Source organism: Reichenbachiella carrageenanivorans (genome assembly GCF_025639805.1).
GTDB lineage: Bacteria > Bacteroidota > Bacteroidia > Cytophagales > Cyclobacteriaceae > Reichenbachiella > Reichenbachiella carrageenanivorans.
This window is the reverse complement of sequence record NZ_CP106735.1, coordinates 618,939-632,169: the sequence shown is the minus strand read 5'-3', so window position 1 is coordinate 632,169 and position 13,231 is coordinate 618,939. Positions and strand designations below refer to the sequence as shown.

Below are 13,231 nucleotides of genomic sequence, written 5' to 3'. Positions count from 1 at the left end.
CAAGTACCCGATGTTACATTTGCACCACTTTACAAAAAGGAAAGCTAAAACTGATGTCAAAAAAATATAGTTTACACTCAAGAGCGGGATTTTTAAGCACTAAAACCGTTCTATTCCTCTCCTTGATTTTTTCAGTTTTGTTCACTCAAAATGTGGCCGTTGCGCAAGATGCGGATGGAATCCCCACAGATGAGGCGATCATTTCAGCTGGAGAAAAATTATTTAAAGCTAACTGTACAGTTTGTCATGATGTAAATGACAAAGTGATCGGTCCAGCATTGAGAGATGTACATAAGAGACGTAACCTGGCTTGGATACAAGCATTCGTCAAAAACTCTCAAAAGGTAATCAAGAGTGGTGATGAATACGCAGTAAACCTCTACAATGAATACAACAAAACGGAGATGACTGCCTTCGATTTCTCAGATGAAGAAATTGCTTCAATCGTTGGTTATATCAAAGTGGAGTCGGGCAAAGAAGTAGTGGTAGCTGCTGAAGAAAGCACTGCAGCAGCAGGCGGCGCGTCTACGGAGCAAGAGCCTTCTCAGTTTGTGAATACGATCATGATTGTACTGCTTATCGTGCTTGTGTTGATACTTGCGGTATTGGCCATGATCATTACGATGTTGAAAAAATATTTGTCTCAGAAAGAGGATTTGTCTGAAGAGGATAGAGAAATTGCTGAGCAAACATTCGACATGGGAGCATTGGTGAAAAGCAACGCTTTCTTAGGACTGGCAGCATTCATATTCACTGCTATTATTATGAAGTCCGCTATCGATGGTATATTCACTATTGGAGTTCAGCAGGGCTATCAGCCAGATCAACCGATCGCATTCTCTCATAAAATTCACGCAGGAGATTATAAAATCGATTGTAATTATTGTCATACAGGCGTAAGAAAAAGTAAAAATGCCAACATTCCTTCGCCAAACATTTGTATGAATTGTCACTCATCTATCAAGACAGAATCTCCAGAGATTCAAAAGATCTATGCAGCGATAGAAAACAACGAGCCTATCGAGTGGGTGAGAATACATAACTTACCAGACCTTGCTTATTTCAATCACTCTCAGCACGTGCAAGTAGGGGAAATAGAATGCCAGACTTGCCATGGCCCTATAGAAGAGATGGAAAAGGTATCGCAGTATGCACCATTGACTATGGGCTGGTGTATCAACTGTCACAGAGAGACAGACGTGAATACAAAAGGAAACGATTATTATAACAAGTTGGTAGAGATGCATAGCGAGCATAGCAAAGAACCAATGAAGGTAGAAGACATTGGAGGACTAGAGTGCTCTAAGTGTCACTACTAATAGTTTTTAAAAAATTTGGGAATAAATTAAGCCAAACGGCTTCCTGTCTACTTCGGTAGGCATGGGACTAAGAAAGTCTAGAATAAACAGATGAAAGAGACCAAAAAGCAATATTGGAAAGGGTTAGAGGAATTGACCAAAAACCCGGAATTCGAAAAGCATGCTGACAAAGAGTTTCCTGAGTATTTGCCTATCAGTGGCGAATCCGAAGGTAATGGCGCCAGCAGAAGGGACTTCTTGAAATTGATGGGATTTGGTGTAGCAGCAGCCTCTTTGGCCGCTTGTGAGACGCCCGTTAGAAAAGCTATTCCTTATTTGAACAAACCTGTGGATGTAGATCCAGGTGTTCCTAATTATTATGCTTCGTCTTATGTCAACGGCAATGACTATTGCAGTGTAGTAGTCAAAACAAGAGAAGGTCGTCCGATCAAAATAGATGGCAACAAGCTGTCTACTGTAAGTGGTGGTGGTACTTCTTCTCAGGCACAGTCTTCTGTTTTGTCTCTGTATGACAAACAAAGATTACAAGGCCCTGAATTGGCTGGTAAAGCTGTCTCTTGGGAAGAACTAGACAAAGAAGTAGCGAAACAGTTGGCTACTGCTGATAAGGTTGCATTGGTTAGTACTTCGGTATTTAGTCCATCTACATTGGCTACCATCGATGCTTTAAAAGCAAAATATACAGGTCTTGAGCATATCCAATATGACCAAATTTCTTTCAGCGGTGCTTTGGCTGCCAATGAAAAGTCTTTCGGAAAAAGAGCTATTCCTTCTTATGACTTTAGCAAAGCAGACACGATTGTGTCATTCGATGCTGACTTCTTAGGCAACTGGTTGAACCATACGCTTCATAGCAAACAGTTTGCAGATACCAGAAGATTGAACGATAAAAAGAAAACCATGTCAAGGTTGTACTCATTTGAGTCTAACCTTTCTTTGACTGGTTCAAATGCAGATTATAGAAATGCAATTAAGCCGTCTGAGCAAGGCGCTTATGTAGCGAACTTATACAACATGCTGGCAGCTAAAGCTGGTGCTGCTACAGTAGCTGCTCCTAAAATTGGAGATACGGCAGTATTGACTAAAGCAGCTAACGACCTTTGGGCAAGCAAGGCGAAGTCATTGGTAGTTTCAGGCTCGAACGACGAGAATGTACAAATGCTTGTGAATGCGATCAACGACCTGTTAGGTTGTTATGGTACTACCATCGATTTAGCATCAGCGGTCAACACTAGAAAAGGTGACGACAAAGCCATGGTTAACTTCATCAAAGATCTCAACGGAGGTAATATTGATGGAGTTTTGTTTTTTAATAGCAACCCTGTTTATGATCACGCTCTTGGCGCTCAGATTGCAGCAGGATTGAAGAAAACAAAATTCTCTCTTTCTACTTCTGATAGAAAAGACGAAACGACTAGTTTAGTCAGTGCCATTGCACCAGACAATCACTTCTTGGAGTCTTGGAATGATTTTGAGCCAGTGACAGGTAAATTTAGCTTCTCACAGCCTACCATTTCAAACCTATTCAATACCCGTCAGGCTGGTCAGTCTTTCTTGGTATGGTCTGGTAGCTCTGAGTCTTATTTTGATTTTGTGAAAGCCAGATGGACAGCAAATGCTACTGGTGACAAGCAAACATTTTGGGATCAAACAATACAAGCAGGTCTTTTAGAAAACTCTGCTTCAGAAGAAACTTTTACATTCAACGGAGATGTATCTGCTGCAGCATCTAGTCTCAAGTCTACTGCCTCAGGTGTAGAGTTGGTGATGTACGAAAAAGCAGCAATAGGCAATGGCTCTCAGGCCAACAACCCTTGGTTGCAAGAAATGCCAGATCCGATCACTAAGGCTGTTTGGGACAACTACCTGACTATTTCGCCTAAGATGGCACAAGAGCTTGGCTTGAAATTGGGAGATATGACTACTCAATTGGTGACCTTGACTGTGGGCAATCAAACAGTGAAAGTGCCAGCAATGGTACAGCCAGGTCAGGCCAACGGAACAGTGGGATTGGCAGTAGGATACGGAAGGACAAGTGCTGGTAAAGTAGCTGATGGTGTGGGCGTGAATGCTTATCCATTGATGGACTACAAATCTGGTGCACAGAGCAAGGCAGTGACTACTGGCGTATCTGTCACACTCAGCGGAGAAGAATACAAAATAGCTCAGACACAGACTCACCATACTTATATGGGTAGAGAAAATGTGATCCAAGAATCTATTTTATCAAAATATCAAAAAGATGCTGGAGCAGGTAGACATCACCCGATGATTACTACCTACGCTGGTAAATCTAAGCCTGGAAACATTTCTCTATGGTCAGGACATGAGTATCCAAATCACCATTGGGGAATGACGATAGACCTGAACTCTTGTACAGGTTGTGGATCGTGTACGGTTTCTTGTCAGGCAGAAAACAATGTACCTGTAGTAGGTAAAGAAGAAGTCCTCAACCGAAGAGAAATGACTTGGTTGAGAATTGATAGATACTACAGCAGTGATGCTAAAGAAGATTTGGTAGACATGGAAGTTCCTTCAGCGGAAAATCCAGAAGTTACTTTCCAGCCTATGATGTGTCAGCAGTGTAACAACGCACCTTGTGAGACAGTATGTCCTGTCGCTGCGACCAACCACTCTACCGAAGGGTTGAACCAAATGGCTTACAACAGATGTATTGGTACAAGATATTGTGCAAACAACTGTCCATATAAAGTAAGAAGATTCAACTGGTTCAAATATCACGACAACGATCAGTTCCCTGAAAACACTTCTATGAACAACGATTTGGGTAAAATGGTATTGAACCCAGATGTTACTGTTCGATCTAGAGGGGTAATGGAAAAATGTTCATTCTGTGTTCAGAGAATCCAGTATGGCAAACTAGAAGCTAAGAAAGAAGGCAGAAGACCCGTAGATGGTGAGATTACTTCGGCTTGTGCTTCGGCTTGTCCATCAGAGGCCATCGTATTTGGTGATTTGAAAGATCCAAACTCAAGAATTTCAAAAATGTTGAAATTAGAGAATGGTGAAAACGGGCCAGAAGTAAAAGAAGAAAGAGCTTACCATGTATTGGAAGAGCTATCGGTGAAGCCTAATGTCTGGTACTTCACTAAGATTAGAAATAAGGAAGAAAACGAAGCGAACGCTTAATTTATAAATTAAAATCAATATGCACGCAGAAGCAGTAGTTCGTAAACCTCTCGTCACAGGAGGCAAAACGGTACACGACGTCACTGAGGATATTTGTATTAGAGTAGAGCAAGCACCTGCCAAGTCATGGTATGCGGCTATGGCTGTGTCATTGGCACTCTTGGGCTATGGAGCATACGCAGTCTTTACCCTTGTTTGGGAAGGCATCGGAAGCTGGGGTCTAAACAAAACCGTAGGTTGGGCTTGGGATATTACAAACTTTGTATGGTGGGTAGGTATCGGTCACGCTGGTACTTTGATCTCGGCCATTTTGTTGCTATTTAGACAGCGATGGAGAATGTCGATTAACCGTGCCGCTGAGGCGATGACCATTTTCGCCGTTATCTGTGCTTTGCAGTTTCCACTTCTTCACATGGGACGACCATGGATCGGAGCCATCTGGGCATTGCCACTACCTAACACTTACGGTTCACTTTGGGTAAACTTTAATTCTCCTCTCCTTTGGGACGTTTTTGCGATCTCAACATACTTTTCAGTATCTCTTGTTTTCTGGTACATCGGCCTGGTTCCTGATTTTGCTACGATTAGAGATAGAGCCACTGGATTGAGTAAGAAAATATACGGTACACTTGCCCTTGGATGGGACGGTGCTGCTAAAACTTGGTCTCGATACGAGACTGTAGCCTTGGTGCTAGCTGGTTTGGCTACTCCACTGGTACTTTCAGTACACACTATTGTATCCTTTGACTTTGCTACTTCGGTTATCCCAGGGTGGCATACCACGATCTTCCCACCATACTTTGTGGCTGGTGCGATCTTCTCAGGATTCGCCATGGTATTGACACTGATGATTGTGACCAGAAGAGTTTACAAATTAGAAGACTATATCACTATCGAGCACATCTCGCTGATGAACATCATTATCATGGTGACAGGATCAATCGTAGGTGTGGCTTACATCACTGAGCTTTTCATCGCTTGGTACTCAGGTGTAGAAGGTGAGCAATATGCTTTCTTTAACAGGGCCTTAGGACCTTACTGGTGGGCGTACGCATCGATGATGACTTGTAACGTAATCTCTCCACAGTTATTTTGGTTCAAGAAAATTAGAACAAGTATCGCAGCTACATTTGTAATTTCGATCATTGTGAACATCGGAATGTGGTTTGAGCGATTTGTAATCATTGTGACATCCCTGCATAGAGACTTCTTGCCTTCAAGCTGGGCAATGTTCTATCCTACATGGGTAGATGTAGGAGTGTACATCTTTACGTTTGGCCTGTTCTTCACTTGTTTCTTCGCTTTTGCGAAATTCTTCCCAGTGATTAACATGGCAGAGGTTAAAAGTATAATTAAGGCAACCGGAGAAAAAAAGAAATAAGATGAGCGACGGTAATAAAAACTTTGTATTAGGCGTATTCGACGATGAGGATGTATTGCTAAAAGCAATCGCTCAGGTTCGTCAAGGCGGTGTGAAGATTCATGAAGTGTTCTCTCCATTTCCAGTGCATGGCATCGACGATGTACTTGGCTATAAGAGATCAAGATTGTCTATCGCTGCATTCTTGTTCGGATTATTAGGAACTACGTTAGCATTGACCATGCAAATTGGGATGATGACTGTTGACTGGCCTATGATCGTAGGTGGTAAGGACTTCCTTCCTTTTCCCACATTTATCCCTGTAACTTTTGAATTGACCGTTCTTCTAGGTGCCTTTGGTATGGTAGGTACTTTCTTCGTAGTGAGTGACTTGAAACCTTGGGCAAAGCCAAGAATATTTGACTTACGCATCACGGACGATAAACACATCGTAGCTGTGGATTTGGATAAGAATAATATGAGCGAAGCAGATATCAAAAAAGCTTTGGCAGATGCAGGTGCTCAGGAAGTGAATAACAAGCAGTTCGACTAAATCTTAGGATTCTAATTAGGAAAAAATATTAAAATGAATTTTAATAAATATATCAACGGGATCGTCATTGTTGCAGCAGGATTTGTTGTAGCGTCTTGCGCTTCCAGAGGCAATGATACGGGTGTAGAATATGCACCACAAATGTATCACTCAGTACCTTATGAAGGACTTGCTCAAATTAAAGATAAAGAAGCTGGTCGATGGTTGACTTCTCAGGAAGGCGGCGCGGCTGAATTCTACACTTCCAATCCTAACAACCCACATGAAATGAATATGAGGGAAGCAGTACCGAATACTGTACGAAGAGGAGAGGCTTTGCCATACAGAATTCCTAAAGACTCTTTGGAGTTGGCAGCTAGAACCTTGAAAAACCCGCTAGACTCTACCGCAGAAGTAGTAGCAGAAGGTAAAGTCCTTTTTGGTAGATATTGTTTGCACTGTCATGGTGATCAAGGCTTGGGAGATGGTACGGTAGGAAAAGTATTTAAAGGAGTTACTCCTTACAATTCTAGAGCGGTAAAAGACAAGCCAGAAGGCCACATTTTCCACGTAATTACCATGGGTAAAGGAAGAATGGGATCACACGCTTCACAAGTAAGCGTAAATGATCGTTGGAAAATAGTTCGATTTGTTCAAACCCTTCAAAACCAATAATTCTTAGGAGATCTTATTATGAGCGACGAAAAATATATATTCTCAGCAGGAGCCAAAAGAAACATTCTCATCACTTTGGTGGTAGGTTTGGTGTTGGCTGCTATCGGCGTAGTGATGATGAATATGGGTGGACATCATGATGCCCACGGTGCAGAAGCTGCCGCAGATGCAGGTCATCACGGTTTCCGTTGGACACAGCGTCTATATGCCAACCTTTGGATCAACAACCTGTTTTTCACAGGTCTATCAGCCATTGGTATTTTCTTTATTGCGATTCAGTATGTAGCACAAGCGGGCTGGTCGGTAGGATTCAAAAGAATTGCTATGGCTATGGCAAGTTGGTTGCCTATTGGTGCGGTATTGATGATTGTGGTTTTCTTGATTGCTAATCATGACCTGTTTCACTGGACACACGAATACTTGTACGACAAAGCAGATGCTAGATTCGACGAGATTCTATATAATAAGAAAGGCTATTTAAACTTTGGGTTCTATATGGCTAGAATGGTAGGTTTCTTTGCTGTTTGGTATCTGTTGTTTACACAAATCAGAAAGCAGATGCTTGCTGAAGATATTGATGGTGGTGTGAGTCACTGGAAGAAGAATGTCACCTTATCTGCGATCTTTTTAGTATTTTTTGGATACTCTTCAAGTATTGCTGCTTGGGATTGGGTAATGTCTATCGATCCTCACTGGTTTAGTACCATGTTTGGTTGGTATGTATTTGCTAGCTGGTGGGTATCAGGTTTGGCATTGATCGCTTTTATTGCGGTTCTCCTAAAGGACAAAGGTTACTTGTCTATAGTCAACGCAAACCACTTACACGACATTGGAAAATTCATCTGGGGCTTTAGTATTTTCTGGACATACATCTGGTTCTCTCAGTTCCTCTTGATCTATTATGCTAACATTCCTGAAGAAACCATCTACTTTGTGGAGAGATGGAGAAGTGACAAATATGTGACATACTTCTTCTTAAACTTGATCTTAAATTTCTTCTTGCCATTCTTATTGCTATTGCCAAGAGAGGCTAAAAGACATACAAGGTTCTTGAAGGTAGTTCCTCCAATCATCCTGTTTGGACACTGGATAGATTTCTACTTGATGGTCACTCCAGGTACGCTAAAAGAAAACGGCGGTTTTGGATTGCTAGAAGTAGGTTTGATCATGGTATATGCATCTGCATTCGTTTATACGGTGTTGCATTCTTTGGCTAAGCACCCATTGGTAGCTAAGAATCACCCAATGATGGAAGAATCACTGCATCATCATATTTAAGAAATTAATTACAAAATAGACATTTAAAGACATGATGAATATTGTAATCTTGTTAGCCGTGGTATTGATAGTAGCCATTCTGGTCACTATCTTCAGAGCACATACCTTGGTGCAAGTCGTGAGAGGAAAAGAGGGCGACCCTATGGGTACCAGCAATAAAGTGAATGGTGCTTTATTCATGGTCTTCTTAGTTCTTGGGACTGTATTGTTCTTCGTTTATTCTTACACAGAGTTTGATCGATATACAGTACCAGTAGCCTCAGAGCACGGTGAGATCACCTTCAATTTATTTTGGATTACTACTGCGATCACAACTGCTGTTTTTATTCTTACAAACGCAGCCTTGTTCTATTTCGCATGGAGGTATAGATACAAAAAAGATCAAAAAGCACATTTCTACCCACACAATACGACACTTGAGCTGATATGGACATTCATTCCTGCCATTGTGTTGGCCTTGTTGATTTTTTCTGGATGGAAAGCTTGGGTTAAAATCACAGAGCAAGCACCTGAAAATGCAGAAGTGATAGAAGTTTTTGGTTATCAGTATGCTTGGGCATTTAGATACCCAGGGCCTGACGGAAAACTTGGCCCATTCGATTATAAGCTAATCGATGAAGATAACAGATTGGGCGTTGATTTTTCAAATCCAAATGCTAAGGATGATTTTATTCCTAGAGAATTGCATATCCCAGTCAATCAGCCAGTATTGTTGAAAATCAGAGCTAGAGATGTAATACACAGTGTGTATATGCCTCACTTTAGATTGCAAATGAATGCAGTACCTGGTTTGCCTACTCAGTTTTGGTTTGTACCAAACAAGACCACTGAAGAAATGAGGGCCGAGACTGGTAATCCTGATTTTCAGTACGAGTTGGTGTGTAACAAGATCTGTGGAAAGGCTCACTTCTCTATGAGAGGTGTGGTGATTGTAGATAGCGAAGAAGATTACAAAAAGTGGAAGGCTGAGCAAAAATCATGGTTGTCTAAAAACCCTGATTATTTAGCTAATATTGGCGTAAGTAGCCCAGTACAAATGGCTGCAGAAGAAAATGTAAGTGGTGAGGAAGTGAATACTTCATTATAATAAAAGAAATCATGGCAATTACTGAAGTACAATTAGACGAACATATTGCAGGTCACGATGATCACGATCACGAGCATCATGGCAATTTTGTAACAAATTATATTTTCTCACAAGACCACAAAGTGATTGGTAAGCAATTCCTAATCACAGGTATCTTATGGGCAATTATAGGTGGAGGACTTTCTATCATTTTCAGATTGCAACTAGGCTTTCCTGGTATCGATTTGGAATGGATGAGACCATTACTTGGCAACTGGATTACAGAATCTGGTCAGTTAGATACCGAATTTTATCTGGCTTTGGTCACTATGCACGGTACCATTATGGTATTCTTTGTATTGACAGCAGGGCTGAGTGGTACATTTAGTAATTTCTTGATTCCATTACAGATTGGAGCACGAGATATGGCATCAGGTTTTATGAACATGTTGTCTTATTGGTTCTTCTTCTTGTCTAGTGTGATCATGTTTATTTCTCTATTTATAGAGACTGGGCCTGCAGGTGGTGGATGGACGATCTATCCTCCATTGAGTGCATTGCCTCAGGCGATTGCAGGCTCTGGATTAGGTATGACACTTTGGTTGGTATCGATTGTATTCTTTATTGCCTCTACTTTGTTAGGTGGTATTAACTATATCACCACTATCATCAACTTGAGAACACAGGGCATGTCTTTCACTAGACTGCCATTGACTATCTGGGCATTCTTTATAACAGCTATCCTAGGCTTGTTGTCATTTCCAGTATTGGTAGCCGCTGCTTTGTTGTTGGTATTTGATAGATCATTTGGGACAAGTTTTTATTTGTCAGACATATACATTGGAGGAGAGGCATTGCCTAATACAGGAGGTAGCCCAATTCTATTTCAGCACCTTTTCTGGTTTTTGGGACACCCTGAGGTATACATTATTATCATGCCTGCTTTTGGTATTACATCAGAAATTATCTCTACCAATTCACGTAAGCCAATTTTTGGCTACAAAGCGATGATTGGTTCATTGATGGGTATTGGGGTATTGTCGTTCGTAGTATGGGCACACCATATGTTTGTGACAGGTATGAGCCCATTTTTGGGATCTATATTTATGATTTTGACGCTTGTGATTGCAGTACCTTCTGCCATCAAAGCTTTTAACTATATCACTACACTGTGGAAGGGTAATATTCGATTTACTACAGCTATGCTATTCTCTGTGGGATTTGTGTCGTTGTTTATCTCGGGTGGTGTGACAGGTATTTTTCTAGGTAACTCTGCTTTAGATATTTTCCTTCACGATACTTATTTCGTAGTGGCTCATTTTCACTTGGTAATGGGTAGTTCGGCATTTTTCGGAATGGTAGCAGGTATCTATCATTGGTATCCTAAGATGTTTGGCAGAATGATGGATGAGAAATTAGGATACATTCATTTCTGGCTGACTTTTGTGGGTGTATATATGGTGTTTTTTCCTATGCATTACATCGGTATTGCAGGATTTCCTAGAAGATATTATTCATTTACCAATTTTGATGCATTTAGCTCATTTGGCGATTTGAATATGTTTGTGACTGTAGCAGCTATCCTTACCTTTGGCGCGCAGTTCTTGTTTATTTTCAACTTCTTCTATTCTATGTGGAGAGGTAGAAAAGCATCTGAAAACCCTTGGGAATCAAACACGCTAGAGTGGACAACTCCAGTAGAACCTGGACATGGCAACTGGCCTGGCAAGATCCCAACAGTATACAGATGGCCATATGATTACAGTAAGCCAGGAGCTGAGGGTGATTTCATTCCTCAGACTGTGCCATTGTCTCAGACACCTGAATCTAACCTACCTCACGAGGCTGAAGAAGCTAAGAACGAGCAAGTAGATTGAGGCCAAAGAAATGACTAAAGAACCTAAACAAGGTTTATTTATAAAATTTAATAGCATTACGATCATTGCCGTTTACTTTTTAATCTTAGTAGGCGGCATTGTTCGTAGTACGGGGTCTGGCATGGGATGTCCTGATTGGCCCAAATGCTTCGGATCTTATATCCCACCTACTACGGAAAGTGAGTTGCCCGAGGATTACAAAGCGCGTTACGCTGAAAAGCGGATGCAAAAGAATGATAGATTGGCAAGTTTGGTTCAGGTATTAGGATTCCCTGGTCTTGCTCATGATATTAGGAAAGGTAAAAATGTAGAGGAAGCTCATGGCTTCAACTTCGCTCGCACGTGGACTGAATACATAAACCGTTTGGTGGGTGTTGCGGTCGGTTTTTTAATCATTATTTGTACAGTATTGTCTTATAGCTATATACATACGAACAAAAAGGTTTTCTTCCTGTCTGTGGCTGCTTTGCTGTTGGTGATATTTCAAGGATGGATAGGCTCTTTGGTCGTTTCTACCAATTTGCTACCAGGGATGATTACCTTTCATATGATATTAGCTATTGGGTTGATTGCCTTATTGCTCAAAGTAAGAGTGATAGTGACCAAGGACAGGCTACAAGGTTTATTATCATACAAACCATATAAGGTAAGGAGACTACTGGTGGTGTGTATGTTGTTGTTTTTTGCTCAGATTGTGATGGGTACACAGGTGAGAGAGGCTATAGATACCTTGGCGACTACATTAGGTGAAGATTTACGTTTTAGTTGGGTCGAAAATTTGGGTATTATTTTTTATATGCATAGGTCATATTCATTGATCTTGCTAGTGATACATGGTTATCTGATCTATCGATTGACAAAAAGCATAAAGGATTTCAAAACTTCAAAAGTCTTGGTTTGGGGTTTATTGATTTTAGTAATATTAGAAATATTGACAGGGACCGTTTTGGCAAAATATGCTTTGCCTTACATCTTACAGCCCGTTCATTTATTATTGGCTTTGATGATTTTCGGTATTCAGTATTTCTTGTATTTGATTATAAAGGAAAAGGAAATTTCCACAAATGAATTGGCGAATGGGTGAGGTAGAAAACTATAATGTAGGCACGTTGAGTGCAGGAGCCAAGACAAGAGCTTATATTGAGCTATTGAAACCGAGGTTGTCCTTTCTTGTGGCTTTTTCGTCTGGTTTTGGATATATTCTAGCTAGTACAGGCTCACTCAATTGGGCCAACCTCCTATTACTTTCTCTGGGAGGTATGCTTGTGTCTGGGGCGTCTGTCACAATCAATCAAATCATAGAAATAGACTACGATGCGCTCATGAAGCGTACGAAAACCAGACCATTGCCCACTGGTCGTATTTCGATTAAAGAAGCGGCCATTTACAGTGTGGTTGTAGCTATGGTAGGATTATACATTTTGTATTTATCTACCAATGTGCTCACGGTCATCTTATCATTCGTATCATTGCTATTATACAGTTTTGTATATACACCGATGAAGCGAGTAGGGCCTATTGCCGTATTTGTAGGAGCCATCCCAGGGGCCTTGCCTCCATTGTTGGGATGGGTAGCAGCTACAGGGGTGATTTCTTTTGAGGCGATGATTATTTTCGGTATTCAGTTTATTTGGCAGTTTCCGCACTTTTGGGCGATTGCTTGGGTAGGAGATGAAGATTATAAAAAGGCCGGGTTTAAGCTGTTGCCAAACAACGGGCGCAAAGACCTAAACACTGCGATCAATATTATGATCTATACTTTGTTTTTGTTACCCTTGGGGCTATTGCCTACTTACTTTGGGGTGACAGGGCTCAATTCGGCAGTCATAGCGACTATCTGCGGCTGTGGATTTTTAGCGCAGACCTTTAGTTTGATGAGAGACAATTCGGACAAAACGGCTCTGAAGATCATGTTTGGTTCTTTTTTGTATCTGCCTATTGTGCAGATCGCTTATATGTTAGACAAAATTTGAT

General features: G+C 41.1%; 10 protein-coding genes. All 10 read left to right on the top strand.

The window, feature by feature from the left end:
* Nucleotides 1-53 precede the first annotated feature (53 nt).
* Nucleotides 54-1,319, top strand: coding sequence for a c-type cytochrome (locus N7E81_RS02295; protein ID WP_263051666.1), 1,266 nt, complete (start codon nt 54-56; stop codon nt 1,317-1,319).
* Between the two features lie 90 nt (nt 1,320-1,409).
* On the top strand, nt 1,410-4,469 hold the full coding sequence (locus N7E81_RS02290; RefSeq protein ID WP_263051665.1) for a TAT-variant-translocated molybdopterin oxidoreductase: 3,060 nt from the start codon (nt 1,410-1,412) through the stop codon (nt 4,467-4,469).
* Between the two features lie 19 nt (nt 4,470-4,488).
* A complete protein-coding gene (gene nrfD, locus N7E81_RS02285) occupies nt 4,489-5,850 on the top strand; it encodes an NrfD/PsrC family molybdoenzyme membrane anchor subunit (RefSeq protein WP_263051664.1) in 1,362 nt (453 codons plus the stop codon).
* 1 nt (nt 5,851) lies between these two features.
* The gene (locus N7E81_RS02280) at nt 5,852-6,382 is read left to right on the top strand and encodes a DUF3341 domain-containing protein (RefSeq protein WP_263051663.1); all 531 of its coding nucleotides are present in this window, start codon (nt 5,852-5,854) and stop codon (nt 6,380-6,382) included.
* 33 nt (nt 6,383-6,415) lie between these two features.
* The gene (locus N7E81_RS02275) at nt 6,416-7,036 is read left to right on the top strand and encodes a c-type cytochrome (RefSeq protein ID WP_263051662.1); all 621 of its coding nucleotides are present in this window, start codon (nt 6,416-6,418) and stop codon (nt 7,034-7,036) included.
* Between the two features lie 18 nt (nt 7,037-7,054).
* Nucleotides 7,055-8,314, top strand: a complete 1,260-nt coding sequence (locus tag N7E81_RS02270; RefSeq protein ID WP_263051661.1) for a quinol:cytochrome C oxidoreductase — start codon at nt 7,055-7,057, stop codon at nt 8,312-8,314.
* A gap of 31 nt (nt 8,315-8,345) precedes the next feature.
* Nucleotides 8,346-9,401, top strand: coding sequence for a cytochrome c oxidase subunit II (locus N7E81_RS02265; RefSeq protein WP_263051660.1), 1,056 nt, complete (start codon nt 8,346-8,348; stop codon nt 9,399-9,401).
* An 11-nt stretch (nt 9,402-9,412) separates the two neighbouring features.
* The gene (locus N7E81_RS02260) at nt 9,413-11,257 is read left to right on the top strand and encodes a cytochrome c oxidase subunit I (protein WP_263051659.1); all 1,845 of its coding nucleotides are present in this window, start codon (nt 9,413-9,415) and stop codon (nt 11,255-11,257) included.
* A gap of 10 nt (nt 11,258-11,267) precedes the next feature.
* Nucleotides 11,268-12,341, top strand: coding sequence for a COX15/CtaA family protein (locus tag N7E81_RS02255; protein ID WP_263051658.1), 1,074 nt, complete (start codon nt 11,268-11,270; stop codon nt 12,339-12,341).
* Nucleotides 12,334-13,230 carry a heme o synthase gene (gene cyoE, locus N7E81_RS02250; protein ID WP_263051657.1) on the top strand — a complete coding sequence of 299 codons (897 nt, stop codon included), beginning with the start codon at nt 12,334-12,336 and terminating at the stop codon, nt 13,228-13,230. Before N7E81_RS02255 ends, cyoE begins: the two co-directional genes overlap by 8 nt.
* Nucleotide 13,231: the final 1 nt, after the last annotated feature.